Consider the following 16,400-nt stretch of genomic DNA (forward strand, 5'->3'; position numbering starts at 1 on the left):
CTAACTGCGGGAATGGCCTATTCGCTCAATGTGTTCGGCTGAGATCGGAAATCAACCATAAACCAAGAACCGCCATGCGCTACAATGGTCCTGTCGATGGGCAACGTCGTCAGTCGAGACGCGACCGCGCTCCACACCCCTCCGTCTACTCGGTGTGTTCCCGCCTCCTCCCCGAGGCGGGATGTCGGCATTTTTCATGCACTGACAACCCAATAGCCTGTGGACAGCCCGGGCAGCATCGCGCATCTCGGCACCAAATGCAAAAAGGGACCCGTCCATTGCGGACGGATCCCTTAAAACAAGTGATCGTCAAACCGATTTACTCGGCGTCGGTCTCCTCGTCCTTCTTCTCGGAAGGCAGCGGGGTAACCTCGATCTCGACGCCCAGAGTCTCAGCAGCGGACTTCATGGACAGGGAGATACGACGACGGTCGAGGTCGATCTCCATGACCTTGACCTGAACCTTGTCGCCCACGTGGGTGACCTGAGAAGGCTGATCGACGTGCTTGTTGGCCATCTCGGAGATGTGCACCAGGCCCTCGATGCCCTCGCCCAGATCGACGAAAGCGCCGAACGGGACAAGCTTGGTCACAGTGCCCTCGACGATAGCGCCGACGGGGTACTTCTTGACCAGTGCGCGCCACGGATCCTCGGTGGTCTGCTTGAGACCCAGGGAGATGCGCTCGCGGTTGAGATCGACGTCGAGAACCTCGACCTCGACCTCCTGGCCGACCTTGACAACCTCGGAAGGATGGTTGACGTGGTTCCAGGAGAGCTCGGAAATGTGGATGAGGCCGTCGATACCACCGAGGTCGACGAAGGCGCCGAAGTCGACGATGGAGGAAACGGTGCCCTGGAGACGCATGCCAGACTTGAGCTTGGACAGGATCTCGGAGCGCTCGGCCTTACGGGACTCCTCGAGCACGACGCGACGGGAGAGGACGACGTTGTTGCGGTTGCGGTCCATCTCGATGACGCGGGCCTCGATGCGGGTGCCCATGTAGGAGGTGAGGTCCTTGACGCGACGGAGGTCGACGAGGGAGGCGGGCAGGAAGCCACGCAGGCCGATGTCGAGGATCAGGCCGCCCTTGACAACCTCGATAACCTCGCCCTCGACGTTCTCGCCGGAGTTGAACTTCTCCTCGATGCGGTTCCAAGCACGCTCGTACTCGGCACGCTTCTTGGACAGGACCAGACGACCGTCCTTGTCCTCCTTCTGGAGTACCAGAGCCTCGATGGGATCACCGAGTGCAACGATGTCTGCAGGGTTAGCGTCCTTGCGGATGGACAGCTCGCGGACCGGGATAACGCCCTCGGACTTGAATCCGATGTCAACGAGCACCTCGTCATGCTCGATCTTAACGACAGTGCCGTTAACGAGATCGCCCTCATCAAAGTCGGTAATCGTACCGTCGATGAGGTTGTTCATCTCCTCCTCGTTGACATCGTCAAGAGAGAAAATGGACGAGTTCTGAATCTCACTCAAAGGTGGACCCCTTTCGAACTACGGGGCCCCGATTGCTAGGACCTACAGAAGGGTGCGACAAGCACACAACGTTTAGGAACACTCGGGAGCCGACAGATACTAATGTGACGCTTATGCAATCACGTTCGTATAGGTTACGGGGAAATGAGTTCGATTTCAAGCGTGAACTGCGATTTTTTACTCGTGTGGAGACTTTTTCGTAATCTTATGAACACACGTCTCCGCAACTTGACGATAACCAGCCAGGCATTCGGCTTTGGGGTAAAGTATCCGGAGCCAACGATTCTAGATCGATTTTTCGAGAAAGGTGCCCGCGTGCTCAAAGCAGTCGTTTTCGATATGGACGAAACGCTTCTCAGCATCAACCTCAACGCGTTCATCCTTCGCTATTTTAAGGATGTCTCTTCGATGCTCGCGGATATCGGGCGCCGCAGCCGCGGTGGCACGATGGCGCGCCTCGGCACCATCCTGGTCGACCTCAACGCCAATCGCCGCAGCGGCACGGACAACCGCACCAATCTTGAGTTTTACCAAGAAGAGGTCGAGCGCCGATGCGGGATCTGCCTCTCCGATCCCCTCATCTACGAGGCGTTTACCTACTATGACCGCGAAGTTCTTCCGTACAAGAACGACGATATCATTAACGCCCACGCCATGCCGGGCGCACACGCCGCGCTCCAGGCCGTACAGGACGCAGGGCTGCGCTGCGCGCTCTTTACCAACCCCAGCTTTCCCCAGGGGGCCATCGAGTGCCGCATGGGTTGGGGCGACCTGGCCGACGCCCCCTTTGAACTCGTGACGCACATGGGAAACGCCACCCGCTGCAAGCCCGATGCCACCTACTATCTAGAGCAGCTTCAGGTGATGGGGCTCGAGCCACACGAGGTCCTTATGGTGGGCAACGATCCCAAGCGCGACTTCCCCAGTCCCGCCTGCGGCATTCAAACTGCCTATGTTGGCCAGGGAAAACCCGGCCGAGCCACCTGGCGCGGAACCATGGAAGACTTCGCCCGCGACTTTAACGCCGTAATCGAAGCCTTCTACGAACACCAAGTAGCCGACGAACTGTCGTAGGACCCCTCGCTCCAAACCAAATATCGCCGCAGGTTGAGCACAAGTCAGCGAAAATGCCCCTAAGCGAGCAATGTGCCTTGAAAGAGGAGGGCATAGGCCTTCTGGCCATGCCCGACGATTGAAAGGCAGATTGCCGCTTAGGGGCATTTGCAGCGTCGACTGGTTACGCGGTTTGGTAAAACCGCGTAACTAGCACACCTGGGTTTTGCCGATCATGATGTTGAGGATCTCGATGTCGGTGTCCTTCATGCCCACGCGGCCTACGTAGCCCATACTGGCGATTGTTTGCTCAACGGTATCTTGGATCAGGCCCTCGCCGGCGCGGAAGCCGCGACCCTGCATGGCCATATCATGGCCCAGAATCGCCGCATCGACGGCAGCCGAGATCTTGGCGGCACAGCTCGCCTTGGCGCCGTCGCACACGATGCCGCCCACGTTACCGAGCGTGTTCGAGACGGTCGCGCCAATCTGTTCGCGCGTGCCACCGCACAGCCAGGTAATCGCAGCGCCGGCGCCGCACGCAGCGCAAATAGCACCGCAAAACGCCGAAAGCGCACCAATATAGCTCTTGATATGCACGGCGATAAGATCGGACAGCATCACGGCGCGCACCAGGCGCTCGTGGTCGCAACGCAGGTACTCGGCATACTCCATGACGGGCAATGCGCAGGTAATGCCCTGATTGCCCGAGCCGCACACAATGGCGACCGGCAGCGCGCAACCGTTCATGCGGGCGTCGGACCCGGCGGCCGCACGGGCACGGGCGCGGCAGGCGACGTCATCGGCACGAGCACCCAGCAGCGTACGGCCCACCTCGGCGCCCCAAGCGTGCGCGAGACCCTCGGCACTGATCGCGCCATTCAGCTCAATCTGACGCTCAACGGCAGCGCGGGCGTCCTCAATGTCACCGTCCTCGATAAAGTCGATGATGGTCTCGATCGACATGGGCGTGTCGGCGTTATCTGCCGCACGCTCGGCCACCACGCGCTCGGCGCAGGCGGCGCACTCCCCCGCCGACTTACCGCATACCGGAATACCGTCGAGCGTATGGCACGTGACATTAGTGTGGTGATCGGTAATCTCGACGACCGCGGTATGGCCCCCGGCCGTCGCAGTCACCTTGATGTAGAGGTTGGGCACACCCTCGACAAGCGACACATCGCAGTAGTCCGCATCGGCAAGCAGCTCGGCCACGCGGGCGCGGTCCGCGTCATCGACGCTCTCGAGCACCTCGAGCGCGCTCTTGGCGTCGCCGCCCACGGCACCCAGCACGGCCGCGGCCTCAATACCGTGCATACCGCCCGAGTTGGGCACGGTCACGCTCTTGACGTTCTTGATGATGTTGCCCGAGCAGGCAACATCCATATGATCGGGTTCGCAACCGAGCGTCTGGCTCGCCAGCGCCGCTGCATAAGCAACGGCAATGGGCTCGGTGCAGCCGAGTGCACAAACAAGTTCGCGGTTCAAAACATCGCAAAACGCGGCATCACGAAGGGAATCGGCAGGCATAGGTATCTCCTACTTGTATAACGGGCTGGGCTCTCAATAATAATTAGCTCTTTTATTTGATAACAATGCATCAAAAACCGCAACCCAGGTTCCGGTAGACGGCATTCAGGCGCAAACTGACGGCATTCATTCATGAGAAACCGGTCTTGTTGCATGCTAAAGCGTTTGACCAAAAAACGCCCAAGCGTTTACACAAAAGTCGCGCTATCATGCAGTCGAACGCGGTAAAACCTTTAGCAATCTCGCCGCACAGACCAGAGAGGAACTATCCATGAAGATCGGTATCGGTAACGACCACGCCGCCGTCGAGCTCAAGAACATCATCTCCGAGCACCTGAAGGAGCGCGGCTGCGAGGTCGTGAACTTTGGCACCGACACCTCCGAGAGCTTTGACTACCCCATCGCCGGCTACAAGGTGGGTAAGGCCGTTGCCAACGGCGACGTCGATCTAGGCATCCTGATCTGTGGCACCGGCGTCGGTATCAGCCTGGCTGCCAACAAGGTCGAGGGCGTACGCGCCGTCGTGTGCTCCGAGCCCTTCAGCGCCAAGCTCTCCCGCATGCACAACAATACCAACGTGCTCGCTTTTGGCGCCCGCGTCGTGGGCTCCGAGCTCGCCAAGATGATCGTCGACGAGTGGCTCGACGCCGAGTTTGAGGGCGGTCGTCACGAGCGTCGCGTTAACCTCCTCAACGAGATCGATCACACGCGCGCCCTTAAGATCGTCGACGAAGCCTAAACTATTCAGTGCCACAAGCTAACAGCAGGGGCCCGCTCGGAACACATGTCCGAGCGGGCCCCTGCATAGATTTTGGAATAAAAGGGCGCCGCGGATGGAGTTCCGCGGCGCCCAAGCCACACGCTAACAGCTTTAAGGAGTCAAAGCTGGTTTAGCCAAAGAAGCGCTTGATCTCAATCTCGGCGTTCTCCAGGCAGTCGGAGCCGTGGATCACGTTGGCGTTGACATCGACGGCAAAGTCGCCGCGGATGGTACCAGGAGCAGCCTCAAGCGGGTTGGTAGCGCCCATGAGGGTGCGCATCTTAGCAACAGCGGAGAGACCGGAAACGACCATCTTGACGACCGGACCGCTCGTCATAAAGTCGCAGAGACCGCCAAAGAAGGGCTTGTCGGCCAGATGGGCGTAGTGCTCCTCGACGGTAGCGCGCTCGAGCGTGGTCATCTCCATGCGCTCGATGACAAGGCCGCTGCGCTCAATGCGAGCAACGATCTCGCCGATCTTGCGGTCGCGCACGGCGTCGGGCTTAATCATGATGAAGGTCTTCTCGATAGCCATAAAAGTAGCCTTTCAAGTAGGTTCGCGCGTGCCCAAGTCCCATTCCGGCACCCGCCTGGACTGCATCGTAACAGAGTTTTAGCTGCAGTTAAACAAAAAGCTGTTTATTGAAACGTTGCAATTTATTAAAGCGCTCCATATGTGTCACTTCTGTTTCGAAGCCCGATTAGAGTACCATCCGACCGCCCATCAACCGCGCCGAACAGAGCAGGCGGTCGGTTGCCGCCCGCGAACGTATCCCCTTCACAACCTGCCCAAAGGTCCTACAGAAGTTCTCGACAAGCCCCTCCCCCATAGCAACAAAATACGGGCTCCCACATCAGCAGGCGCCCGTAAAGCGAAAACGATTTATCAATACATGGCCAAAACGGCTTCAGCCAAACCTCTACTTTGCCCCGTGACCCATCTCGACGACCTTGGTCAGCGATCCAAACACGCCCTCGTCAGCCACGAGCTGTGCCTCGGCACGCTGCAACTGCACGGCAACGGCAGCAGGAGCGGTGCCGCCCTCGGTCGTGCGCGCGGCGACAATCGACGGGATATCGAGCGCCTCGGTAATGTCGCGCTCAAAGAGCGGGCTTGCCTCCTGGAACACCTCAAACGGCAGGTCCTCAAGATTGCAGCCGCGCTTCTCGCACATCAGGACCAGATGGCCCACCACGGCATGTGCCTCGCGGAACGGCAGGCCACGCTTGGCCAGGTAATCGGCAACATCGGTGGCGGCAAGGTGCCCCACGCCGCACTCGCGCGCCATGGCATCCTCGTTGACGGTCCAAGTCGAAATCATTCCAGCCATAACGGACAGGCACTGCATGAGCGTATGGGCGGTATCGAGCGCGCCCTCCTTGTCCTCCTGCAAGTCCTTGTTATAAGCAAGCGGCAGGCCCTTCATGGTTACCAGCAGCTGCACCAGGTTGCCGTACACGCGACCGCTCTTGCCGCGGATAAGCTCGGCAAAGTCGGGGTTCTTCTTCTGCGGCATGATGGACGAGCCAGTGGAGTACGAGTCGGAAAGCGTGATAAAGCCAAATTCGGAGCTCGACCACAGTACGATCTCCTCGGAAAGACGCGACAGGTGCATCGCCATGACGGATCCGGCGTAATGCAGATCGAGCAGAAAATCACGGTCGGAAACGGCATCGAGCGAGTTGGGGATCACGCCCGCAAAGCCAAGTTCGGCAGCCGTCATCTGGCGATCGAGCGGATAGCTCGTACCGGCAAGCGCAGCGGCACCCAGCGGGCAGTTGTCGGCAGCATCAAAGGCGGCCTTCAAACGCGTAAAGTCGCGCGCGAACATCCAGGAATACGCCAGCAGGTGATGCGACAGCAGCACGGGCTGAGCATGTTGCATGTGCGTGTAGCCCGGCAGAATCACCTTGTCGTACTTCTTGGCCGCATCCACCAGCACATGGCGCAGCTCAAGATTGGCCTCCATGAGCTCCTTGGCCAGCGCCTTGACGCCCAGGCGCGTATCGGTCGCCACCTGGTCGTTGCGCGAACGCCCAGTATGCAAGCGCTTGCCAGCCTCGCCGATGCGACGCGTCAGCTCGCTCTCGATGGACATATGAATGTCCTCATCGTTGATGTCGAAGGTAAAGTTGCCGGCATCGATATCCTGTTCGATTCCGGTCAGGCCCTTGGCAATCGCCTGCTCGTCCTCGGCACTGATGATGCCCTGGGCGGCCAACATCTTGGCATGCGCCTTAGAGCCGGCGATATCCTGCTTATAGAGATGTTTGTCGACCGGCAGCGACGCGCCAAACTCCTGCGTGACCTCGGCCACGCCCGCCTCAAAACGACCGCCCCAAAGAGCCATGGAACCGTCTCCTTTCTCCAAATACCAAAACAAGCGTCCAAAGCAATGTGCCCTGTCGCTAAAGCGATTTATCAACCGCTAGTTTTACACACTCCCTGCCGCGCGCGGGGCCATGTGGCTAATTTGCAAAGAAGTGACGCACCATGCACTTGGCGCCCAACGTCTCCCTCCGGATGTTGCCCTGCGAACCATCGATCCAGGCCTTCAGGCTCATAGGAACGTCCTCGACCCTTACAGCATCGAACTCGGGCGCGAGGGCAAGCAAAGCATGCGCGATAGCATTGAACATAATGGATACTCCTCATATATATAGGCACAGAGCCGCCAAATTGATAGAAGGAGCCCCGCCGGACAACCCCGACGGGGCTCGGACTCAGCCGCAGACGCGGCATCATATATGCGGGCGGAACGTAGGGGCCACCGATGTTAAGAAGTGTCAGCAAGCATAACGAAAGGTAGGGACCCCGTGCGCCCGTTATGTATCACGCGGATGGGCCGCGCGGATACCAAGGGAAGGAGGCGCTAGGCCTGGGCAGCAGCAGAGCTGGGGCCCTGGACCTTTGCCCACGTCTTGAGCGACAGCGTATCGATCTCGATAAAGCCGGCGCTGGCCTTCTCGTCAAACGTGGTGTCGCGGTCGTAGGTAGCCAGGCCGTAGTCGTAGAGGCTGAAGGGACTCTTGCGGCCGACGACATGGCAGTTGCCCTTAAAGAACTTCAGACGGACAGTGCCGGTCACGAACTTCTGGGTATCGGCCATAAAGGCGTCGAGCGCGTTCTTGAGCGGGCTGTACCACTGGCCGTTGTACACGGCGGTGGCCCAATCCTGCTCGAGCTTGATCTTGGTCTTGAGCAGGTCGCCCTCGACGCAGATGTCCTCGAGCGCCTTGTGGGCGGTGATGAGCGTCAGGGCGCCGGGAACCTCATAGCACTCGCGGCTCTTGAGGCCCACCAGACGATCCTCGACCAGGTCAAGACGGCCAAAGCCGTTGTCGCCCGAAATCTTGTTGAGGGCGATGACGATCTCGGAGAGCTTCATCTTCTTGCCGTCGACGGCGACAGGCTTGCCGGCCTCAAACTCGATCTCGGTATAGGTCGGGGTGTCAGGCGTGTCCTCGGGGTTCTTGGTCATAACCCAAGCGTCATCGAGCGGCTCATTCCAAGGGTCCTCCAGGTGACCGCACTCGATGGCGCGACCCCACAGGTTGTCGTCGATGGAGTAGGGGTTGTCGTTGGCACCCTCGGGAACCGGCACGTTGTGGGCGTGGGCATAGGCGACCTCGTCGGGACGGCACTTCAGGTCCCACTCGCGAACCGGGGCGATAACCTTGAGCTCGGGGTCGAGGGCCTTGACGGCGGCCTCAAAACGGACCTGATCGTTACCTTTGCCAGTGCAGCCGTGGGCGACGTAGGTCGCGCCAAACTCGTGGGCGACCTCAACAAGCTTCTTGGCAAGCAGCGGGCGAGACAGGGCGGAGAGCAGCGGATACTTATTCTCGTACATGGAGTTTGCGGCGATGGCTTTGGTCAGGAACTCATCGGAGAACTCGTCGCGCAGGTCGAGCACCTGGCAATCGAGAACGCCCAGGTCGAGCGCCTTCTGCTTCTTGGCATCCAGTCCGGTCTCTTCCTGGCCCACGTTGCCGCAGACGCAAACGACATCGAGATTCTTCTCGTCCTGGAGCCACTTGACACATACGGATGTATCAAGACCACCGGAATATGCGAGAACGACTTTTTCCTTGCTCATGGCTGTTTCCTTTCGCCCTTGGTAGCTAGTTAGAACATCGGTCAGTTGCAAGTCATTTCAAGGTCATATACCGTGCAATATCAGGTTAAATAGCAAAAATCAGCACATACATGCCCTAGAAACATGCAGCAATGTCGTGCTAAAACCCAACGACCTCAAAATGACTCTGTTGAGGCAATTCGCCCCATGCGGACAGAGACGATTGTTATCGTCGTCGGGAAATTGCGCGCTGGCGTCGGATGGCATTGTCTGCAGTGGTGATGATCTTTACGAACTGCATCTGCCTCTCCTTTCACGTATCGCCGGGCGCAATTCAAATATCGTAAACGGTACCTTTTACTCGGTAAGCGGTTGTTTTTCCGTCTCCGTTTTCGATGGTCGCTATATTACGCTAAAGTGCCCGCAGCACAAGCGACAAATTCAAATTTCTGAAAAGTTTTTTCATTACTTTGTGAAGCGTGGTGCAAATACGCACCATTCCTGCGAAAATACGCTCGACTACTAGTTGATGGTTATAACGTCTGAAACAATCTCGAAACGAAAGGCGCATTTTTATGCAAACTTACGAATCGGACGCCAACATCGGCAACATTAAGATTCTCGCCGTCGATATGGACAAGACGCTGCTGACCGACGAGCGTGTGCTGCCCCAGGGTCTTGATGAGCGCCTGGACAAGCTCGCCGACGCCGGCATCGTATTCTGCCCCGCCAGCGGACGTCCCGCCCCCAAGCTCGAGGAGATGTTCGAGGGCATCAAGAACCGCCTCGCCTTTTGTCCCGACAACGGAGCTTGCGTGATCTATCGCGGCAGCTATATCTATAAAAGCAATATTGACGTGGAGCTGTATCAGCAGGTCTTGAACCGTGCCTCGGAGGATCCTCGCGCTGTCCCCGTCCTGTGCTGCTTCGACGAGTTCTACGTGCTTGCCCGCGACCATCAATACCACGACGAGATCAGCGTCTACTACAACACAATCAACTACGTCGACAGCTTTGAGGGCATTGATTTCGAGTCCAACAAGATTTCGGTCTTCTTCCCCGGCTACGACGCCGAGCCCGCTTTCCGCGAGACCTATAGCCCCGAGTTCTCGGACAAGCTCTACGTCACCAACGCCGGGCGCGAGTGGATCGACTTTATGAACCTGGGTGTCGACAAGGGCGCCGGCGTCGCGCACCTGTGCGAGCACCTGGGCATCGATATTGCCGACGCCGCCGCCGTGGGCGATACGTACAACGACATCCCCATGCTGGAGCGCGTCGGTCACAGCTTTATCGTGGACAATGCCGAAGAGCACATGAACGCGCACGCCAAGTGGCGCATTCCGAGCAACAACGACGGGGGCGTACTGACGCTCATCGACGCCATCTTGGCGGCTCGTTAATCTATCCCGTCGCCATGCCCGGGGCCGACCGCTTGATTTTTGCTCGGTCAAGTCCTGGGCTCGCACGAAGAGCACATTTAGTGCTCTTCGGCTCGTGCGGAATCTACAAAAATCAAGCGGTCGGCCCCGGGCATGGCCATGTTGACTTTACTTGCCGCCAAGATGGCCTCTTGAGTGTCTAGATACTTGGCTGAATTTATTTGAACAGAGGGGAGCCCCTTTTTGGAAGGGGCTCCCCTCTGTTTTGGTTACTTTGGGGTTGTGGGCACTTCCCTATTTGGCGTCGGCCCAGGTTATGCCGGTGCTGGCTTCGGCAATTAGGGGGACGCGGAGGTCTACTACGTGTTCCATGACGTCGCGGACCATGGTGGTTAGGCGCTCGACTTCGTCGATGGGGCACTCAAAGTCCAGTTCGTCGTGCACTTGCAGGATCATGTGGGCGGCAAAGCCTTCCTCTTCCAGGCGGCGGCTTACGCGGGCCATGGCGATCTTGATGATGTCGGCGGCGGTTCCCTGCATGGGGTGGTTCATGGCCGTGCGCTCGCCAAAGCCGCGGAGTTGCGGGTTTTTGGCCTTGAGCTCGGGAATATGGCGTCTGCGGCCATACATGGTCTCGGCGTAGCCCGTCTGCTTGGCGCGCGCCACTACGTTGTCGAGGAACGTACGCACGCCCGGGTAGGCCTCGTAGTAGCGGTCGATCATGTCGCGTGCCTCGGCCATCGAGATATGCAGCGACTGCGACAGGCCGTAGGCCTGCTGGCCATACACGATGCCAAAGTTCACGGCCTTGGCGCGACTGCGCAGGTCGGGCGTTACCTCGGACACCGGCACACCGAACACGCGCGCCGCCGTCTCGGCATGGAAGTCCTCGCCCTCGTTAAAGGCGCGCACCAAGTGCTCGTCACCTGAGAGATGCGCCAGCAGACGCAGCTCGATCTGCGAGTAGTCCACCGCCAAAAAGACGCTTCCCTCGCCTGCCGAAAACGCCGTCTTGACGGTACGACCCAGCTCCGAGCGCGTCGGGATGTTCTGCAGGTTCGGGTCGCTCGAGGACAGACGCCCCGTTGCCGTGATGGTCTGGTTGTACGTAGTGTGTACGCGACCGTCACCACGGCGTAGCGGGCCCAGCGTGTCCAGATAGGTGGACTTGATCTTAGATTTCTCACGCCAGTCCAAGATCAGACGCACGATTTCGTGGTCACGCGCAAGGTCGCTCAGCACCTTGGCGTTGGTCGAATAATAGCCGCGCTTAGTCTTCTTGAGGCCCTTGGTCGGAAGCCCCATCACATCAAAGAGCACGTGCGACAGCTGCATGGGACTGCCAATATTAAAGGTCTCGTCACCCGCCAGGTCGCGAATACTGCGCTCAACCTCGGTAATCTGGGTCGCCAGACCCTCGGACAGACTGTGCAGACGGTCGGGGTCCACGAGCATGCCCGCGCGCTCCATCTTGGCAAGTACCGGAACGAGCGGCATCTCGATGCCATCGAACACGTTGGCGGCATTCTCACGGGCCATGCACTCGCGCAACGGTGCCACGAGCGCCAGCGTCAGAGCCGCAGTACGGGCGGCAGGCGCCGGAGCGTCCTCACCGGCACCCTCTGCGCCGCGCGCCGCAGGCAGCGCCATCTGCAGATACGTATCGGCAAGATATGCCTCATCGAACTCGGAGCGATCGGAATCCAGCAGATAGGCAGCGACCACGGTATCGAAGATACGCGTGGAATCGGTAGCGAGCGGATCCATGAGCTCGGGCTCAGAAGAATCGACGGGCGAAAGCTCGTGCAACAGCGCCTTCATATCCGGGCTCGCCACGCGACCCTCCATAAACAGACGCGCGAGCACGCCGGCAATCACGCCGTGAACGAAGTTGAAGCCCTCAACCTCAGCCGCCGCACAGCTGTCGCCCTCCTCGAGCGCGAACAGGCCCTTGGACGTCGCCAACCACAGCGTGCGCGTCAGTCCAAAGAGCGCGCCCTCTTCCTTGTCGTCGTCCACCACGGCGGCGACCCACTCGCCGGCATCAATCGCGCGGGAGACCTCAGCCGCAACGGCACCAAGCGCGTCGGCATCGCCGGCGGCTGCGCGAACCATAGCAGGTATCTCAACCACACTGGAGGCAGCAGCAGCCCCGCCCTCGCCGCCGACCAGCGCCAAGAAACGGTTCTGCATGGCGGTGATACCAAGTGTGCCCAGCGCCGCGGACACTTCGTCGGCAGAAAACGCCGGGAAGGACGTTTCGTCAAAGTCGAGCTCGACGGGCGCATCGGTGCGAATGGTTGCGACCTTGCGGCTCAGCAGCGCATCGTCGATGTGCGCACGCAGGTTCTCGCCCATCTTGCCCTTGACCTCGTCGGCATGCGCGATGACCTCGTCCAAGCTGCCGTACTGTGCGATGAGCGCGCTCGCCTTTTTGGGGCCGATGCCCGGTACGCCGGGAATGTTGTCCGACGTATCGCCCTTTAGACCGTAAAAATCGGGCACGAGCGCCGGCGTAATGCCGTGATACAGGTCGTCCACGCTCTCGGGCGTCATGATCGCCACGTCGGACAGGCCCTTGCGGGTCGAGACCACGTTGACGTGCTCGGTCACGAGTTGATACATGTCGCGGTCGCCGGTCACCAGCAGCATGTCGCAGCCGGCCTCTTCACCCAGGCGCGCCATGGTTCCCAGGATATCGTCGCCTTCCCAGCCCTCGGACTGCAGAATCGGCACGTTGAGCGCGGTGAGCAGCTCCTTGATCATCGGAAACTGCGCATGCAGATCGGGGTCCATGGGCGGGCGTTGCGCCTTATACTGCGGCAGCATCTCCATGCGCACGCGCGGTTTGCCCTTGTCAAACGCCACGACCACACCGTCGGGGTTAAAGGCATCGATCATCTTGAGAAACATGTTCAGAAAGCCGAAGATCGCGTTGGTGGGGCGGCCGTCCGGCGCATTCATGGTGGGCGGCACGGCGTGGAAGGCGCGGTGCATGAGCGAGTTGCCGTCGATAACGGCAAAGGTGCGGCGCTTGTCAGACATATTGAATACCTCGCTTTGGGCTGGGCACGGTTTGCTCACACCAGTTTACACGCTCCCCGCCCCGCGGCCACCGCACATCAGGCTTCCCTGCCGCCGCGGGCCCGCGCGTGATACGATGGCTCACGGTACATCAACCAGCACAATCGATCCGAAAGGAGCCTGCGTCATGGAGCGTCCCTGCGCATGGAAAAAGTACACGCCACAGCAAGTCGAGGAGCTCGAGGAGCTTTGCCGCGGCTATAAGCAGTTTTTGAGCGAGAACAAGACCGAGCGCCTGTGCGTCAAGACCGGCATCAAGATGGCCGAGGAGGCGGGATACGTCGACCTGGAGACCGTGATCGCCGAGGGCCGCGAGCTCAAGGCAGGCGACAAGGTGTACGCCGCCAACCACGGCAAGGACCTTATGCTCGTCAACCTGGGCACCGCCCCGCTCGAGCAGGGCTTTAACATCCTGGGCGCCCACGTGGACTCGCCGCGCCTGGACCTTAAGCAGAATCCCGCCTTCGAGGCCGGCGACATGGCCTACCTCGACACGCACTACTACGGCGGCGTCAAGAGCTACCACTGGGTAGCCTCCCCGCTCGCACTCGTGGGCGTCATCTGCAAAAAGGACGGTACCACCGTCGACATCAATATCGGCGACAAGGCGGACGACCCGGTCTTTACCATCTCCGACCTGCTGATCCACCTCTCGAGCGAGCAGATGTCCAAGCCTGCCAAGGACGCCGTCGATGCCGAGATCCTCGACGTGATCGTGGGCGGTCGTCCCGTCAAGTTCGATGGGGACGACAAGGACGCCCCCAAGGAGCCCGTCAAGCAGATGTTCCTGGACATCCTCAAGGAGCAGTACGACGTCGAGGAGGAGGACTTCCTCTCCGCCGAGATCGAGGTCGTGCCCGCCGGCCCCGCCCGCGACATGGGCCTCGACCGCTCCATGATTTTGGGCTATGGCCACGACGATCGCGTCTGCGCCTACCCCTCCATGCTCGCCCAGATCGACGTCGCCAACGTGGAGCGCACGAGCATCACGCTCATCGTCGACAAGGAGGAGATCGGCTCCGTGGGTGCCACCGGTATGACGAGCCGCTTCTTCGAGAACACCGTCGCCGAGATCATGACGCTCGCCGGCGAGGATAGCCCGCTGGCCCTGCGCCGCGCACTCGCCCGCAGCCGCATGCTCTCCTCCGACGTGTCCGCCGGCTTCGACCCGGGCTATGCCGGCAAGTTCGAGACCAAGAACGCGGCCTTTATGGGTCGCGGCCTGTGCTTTAACAAGTACACGGGCAGCCGCGGCAAGGGCGGCTCCAACGACGCCGATGCCGAGTACGTGGCCCTCGTCCGCGACATCATGGACGAGGCCGGCGTGGACTTCCAGACCTGTGAGCTCGGTCGCGTCAACGCGGGCGGCGGCGGCACCATTGCCTACATCATGGCCAAGTATGGCATGAACGTCATCGACTCCGGCGTTGCCGTCCTGTCCATGCACGCCCTGTGGGAGGTCGCCAACAAGGCCGATATCTACGAGGCCTATCGCGGGTACAAAGCCTTCCTCGAGCGCGCCTAACCAACCCTTGTAAGGCGCACCAAACCAGCCCTTTATAACTTGCGGTGGAATACGGACTAACCTGGCCTTCAACCGGCTCGCGCAGACCGTATTCCGCCGCGACTTTTTTGGCAGAGGAGAGTTCATGCTCCAGGTCATCGTTTCACCCGCCAAGCAAATGCGCGCGGCACAAGATGCTTTTGAAGTTCAGGGGATTCCGCCCTTTGCGCGCGAGACCGCTCAGCTGCACCATGCGCTCTTGGACATCGAACGAACCGAAGGCGACAGCGGCCTACAAGCTCTGTGGAACGTCAGCGACAAGCTGCTGGCCCCTTGTCTCGACATTTTGCATGAGTTCGAGCCCATCTTGGGGAACGGCGATCTCGACAATCCCGCACTCGCCCGTCACCTCTCCCCCGCCATCATGTCCTATCACGGCATTCAGTACCAGAGCATGGCACCCGAGGTGATGGATTCAGTGCAGCTCGCATGGCTGCAAGACCATCTGTGGATCCTCTCCGGCCTCTACGGGTGCGTTCGTCCCTTCCATGCCGTCGAACCGTATCGACTGGAGATGGGCGCGAAGCTCGCCGTTGACGATGCCCAAGACCTCTACGCGTTTTGGAGCGACAAGCTCGCGCGGGCTATCGCCCCGGCAGGCTCAAACACCACGATCGTCAACCTCGCCAGCGTAGAGTATGCCAAAGCCGTTCTGCCCCACCTCGCGGACGACGCCACGGCCGTCACATGCCTCTTTGGCGAGGGCATCCGCAACGGGAAGCCCATCCAACGGTCGACCGCCAGCAAAAAGGCGCGCGGCTCCATGGTGCGGTGGATGGCAGAAAACAAGCTCGAGGATGCAAGCGAACTCACCGCATTCAACATCGGCTATCGGCACATCCCCGAGCTTTCAGACAAAAACACCCTGGTTTTCATGAACGCGCAGGCACAATAGGCCCGCCGTTTCCAAACACCCCATTACTCCGCCAAGCCATCGGCCTTTGCAATCTCGCTCGTCGAGCCATCTTGGTAGGTAATCTTAACGTGCTCCACCTCGGATACCGCAGCGCCCGCCGGGGGCTCCAAGCGCCATTCCGTCAGCGCAATGTCCATGGTCGTGGGCACGTCCCCTTGATCTTTGAGCTTCACCGTCAGCGTTTTGAGCGTCGCATCAAACGTCACGCGTTCGATTTCTTCGCCCGGAATAGACCCGCCGCTCAGCTGCAGCTGCACAAACTCGTCGCGCGGATACCAATAGTCGCCCGGTGCGGCAACCGTGTTGCCACCAGAAACTTTCATGGTCATAATCGGCAGGCCCTCGTCGGCTTCAAACCCCCAGGTAGCGCCGCCAGGACCGCCGAACGTCCAAATACAAAAGGCAATCACCAGCACGGCAAGCACCGCAAAACCAATCGCAACCAACCCATGGTGCGCACGGCTTTCCTCGGCCGATACATCCCATTGCGTCTCTCGATATAGATGCTTGTCTTCCATGTACGCCTCCCCACAGGCACGCTCGTTA

13 protein-coding genes are annotated in these 16,400 nt (G+C 59.8%); 5 read left to right on the plus strand and 8 right to left on the minus strand.

Going from position 1 to position 16,400, the window contains the following annotated elements:
* Positions 1 to 319: 319 nt before the first annotated feature.
* Positions 320 to 1,486, minus strand: a complete 1,167-nt coding sequence (rpsA, locus tag PGW49_RS05470) for a 30S ribosomal protein S1 (protein ID WP_022095232.1) — start codon at positions 1,484 to 1,486, stop codon at positions 320 to 322.
* A gap of 315 nt (positions 1,487 to 1,801) precedes the next feature.
* Between rpsA and PGW49_RS05475 the strand changes: the two genes are divergently transcribed.
* Complete coding sequence (locus PGW49_RS05475) at positions 1,802 to 2,560, plus strand: HAD family hydrolase (RefSeq protein ID WP_138374463.1); 759 nt, start codon at positions 1,802 to 1,804, stop codon at positions 2,558 to 2,560.
* A gap of 189 nt (positions 2,561 to 2,749) precedes the next feature.
* Here the strand turns inward: PGW49_RS05475 and PGW49_RS05480 are convergent, their stop codons facing one another.
* On the minus strand, positions 2,750 to 4,069 hold the full coding sequence (locus PGW49_RS05480; protein WP_138374464.1) for an L-cysteine desulfidase family protein: 1,320 nt from the start codon (positions 4,067 to 4,069) through the stop codon (positions 2,750 to 2,752).
* Positions 4,070 to 4,340: 271 nt separating this feature from the next.
* On the opposite strand from PGW49_RS05480, the gene rpiB reads away from it, so the two are divergent.
* Positions 4,341 to 4,808, plus strand: a complete 468-nt coding sequence (rpiB, locus tag PGW49_RS05485; protein WP_117762860.1) for a ribose 5-phosphate isomerase B — start codon at positions 4,341 to 4,343, stop codon at positions 4,806 to 4,808.
* A 151-nt stretch (positions 4,809 to 4,959) separates the two neighbouring features.
* Here rpiB and ndk read toward each other — a convergent pair whose 3' ends face one another.
* The 4 genes from ndk to PGW49_RS05505 form a co-directional block, all read right to left on the minus strand.
* Positions 4,960 to 5,364, minus strand: a complete 405-nt coding sequence (ndk, locus tag PGW49_RS05490; protein ID WP_035138006.1) for a nucleoside-diphosphate kinase — start codon at positions 5,362 to 5,364, stop codon at positions 4,960 to 4,962.
* A gap of 385 nt (positions 5,365 to 5,749) precedes the next feature.
* Positions 5,750 to 7,180: an argininosuccinate lyase gene (gene argH, locus PGW49_RS05495; protein WP_270225826.1), complete on the minus strand. Its 1,431-nt coding sequence runs from the start codon at positions 7,178 to 7,180 to the stop codon at positions 5,750 to 5,752.
* Between the two features lie 118 nt (positions 7,181 to 7,298).
* On the minus strand, positions 7,299 to 7,469 hold the full coding sequence (locus PGW49_RS05500; RefSeq protein ID WP_161144721.1) for a hypothetical protein: 171 nt from the start codon (positions 7,467 to 7,469) through the stop codon (positions 7,299 to 7,301).
* Between the two features lie 233 nt (positions 7,470 to 7,702).
* The gene (locus PGW49_RS05505) at positions 7,703 to 8,929 is read right to left on the minus strand and encodes an argininosuccinate synthase (RefSeq protein WP_035138001.1); all 1,227 of its coding nucleotides are present in this window, start codon (positions 8,927 to 8,929) and stop codon (positions 7,703 to 7,705) included.
* Between the two features lie 554 nt (positions 8,930 to 9,483).
* Here PGW49_RS05505 and PGW49_RS05510 point away from each other — a divergent pair.
* Entirely contained in the window at positions 9,484 to 10,311 is an 828-nt protein-coding gene (locus tag PGW49_RS05510) for a Cof-type HAD-IIB family hydrolase (protein WP_117746767.1), read from the plus strand.
* A 273-nt stretch (positions 10,312 to 10,584) separates the two neighbouring features.
* Here the strand turns inward: PGW49_RS05510 and polA are convergent, their stop codons facing one another.
* On the minus strand, positions 10,585 to 13,335 hold the full coding sequence (polA, locus tag PGW49_RS05515; protein WP_138112213.1) for a DNA polymerase I: 2,751 nt from the start codon (positions 13,333 to 13,335) through the stop codon (positions 10,585 to 10,587).
* 166 nt (positions 13,336 to 13,501) lie between these two features.
* On the opposite strand from polA, the gene PGW49_RS05520 reads away from it, so the two are divergent.
* Together PGW49_RS05520 and PGW49_RS05525 are read left to right on the plus strand one after the other, a co-directional pair.
* Complete coding sequence (locus PGW49_RS05520; RefSeq protein WP_138112211.1) at positions 13,502 to 14,899, plus strand: aminopeptidase; 1,398 nt, start codon at positions 13,502 to 13,504, stop codon at positions 14,897 to 14,899.
* 124 nt (positions 14,900 to 15,023) lie between these two features.
* A complete protein-coding gene (locus PGW49_RS05525) occupies positions 15,024 to 15,833 on the plus strand; it encodes a YaaA family protein (protein WP_138112209.1) in 810 nt (269 codons plus the stop codon).
* Positions 15,834 to 15,856: 23 nt separating this feature from the next.
* Here the strand turns inward: PGW49_RS05525 and PGW49_RS05530 are convergent, their stop codons facing one another.
* Positions 15,857 to 16,372, minus strand: coding sequence for a hypothetical protein (locus PGW49_RS05530; RefSeq protein WP_138112207.1), 516 nt, complete (start codon positions 16,370 to 16,372; stop codon positions 15,857 to 15,859).
* Between the last annotated feature and the right edge of the window lie 28 nt (positions 16,373 to 16,400).

Source organism: Collinsella aerofaciens (assembly GCF_027679495.1).
Taxonomy (GTDB): Bacteria; Actinomycetota; Coriobacteriia; order Coriobacteriales; family Coriobacteriaceae; genus Collinsella; species Collinsella aerofaciens_AK.

What these genes read in the sequence shown, in the direction of transcription:
- polA (WP_138112213.1), bottom strand. Translation starts at nt 13,335, where the DNA reads ATGTCTGACAAGCGCCGCACCTTTGCCGTTATCGACGGCAACTCGCTC.
- PGW49_RS05500 (WP_161144721.1), bottom strand. Translation starts at nt 7,469, where the DNA reads ATGTTCAATGCTATCGCGCATGCTTTGCTTGCCCTCGCGCCCGAGTTC.
- PGW49_RS05505 (WP_035138001.1), bottom strand. Translation starts at nt 8,929, where the DNA reads ATGAGCAAGGAAAAAGTCGTTCTCGCATATTCCGGTGGTCTTGATACA.
- PGW49_RS05530 (WP_138112207.1), bottom strand. Translation starts at nt 16,372, where the DNA reads ATGGAAGACAAGCATCTATATCGAGAGACGCAATGGGATGTATCGGCC.
- rpiB (WP_117762860.1), top strand. Translation starts at nt 4,341, where the DNA reads ATGAAGATCGGTATCGGTAACGACCACGCCGCCGTCGAGCTCAAGAAC.
- PGW49_RS05520 (WP_138112211.1), top strand. Translation starts at nt 13,502, where the DNA reads ATGGAGCGTCCCTGCGCATGGAAAAAGTACACGCCACAGCAAGTCGAG.
- PGW49_RS05480 (WP_138374464.1), bottom strand. Translation starts at nt 4,069, where the DNA reads ATGCCTGCCGATTCCCTTCGTGATGCCGCGTTTTGCGATGTTTTGAAC.
- ndk (WP_035138006.1), bottom strand. Translation starts at nt 5,364, where the DNA reads ATGGCTATCGAGAAGACCTTCATCATGATTAAGCCCGACGCCGTGCGC.
- PGW49_RS05510 (WP_117746767.1), top strand. Translation starts at nt 9,484, where the DNA reads ATGCAAACTTACGAATCGGACGCCAACATCGGCAACATTAAGATTCTC.
- argH (WP_270225826.1), bottom strand. Translation starts at nt 7,180, where the DNA reads ATGGCTCTTTGGGGCGGTCGTTTTGAGGCGGGCGTGGCCGAGGTCACG.
- PGW49_RS05525 (WP_138112209.1), top strand. Translation starts at nt 15,024, where the DNA reads ATGCTCCAGGTCATCGTTTCACCCGCCAAGCAAATGCGCGCGGCACAA.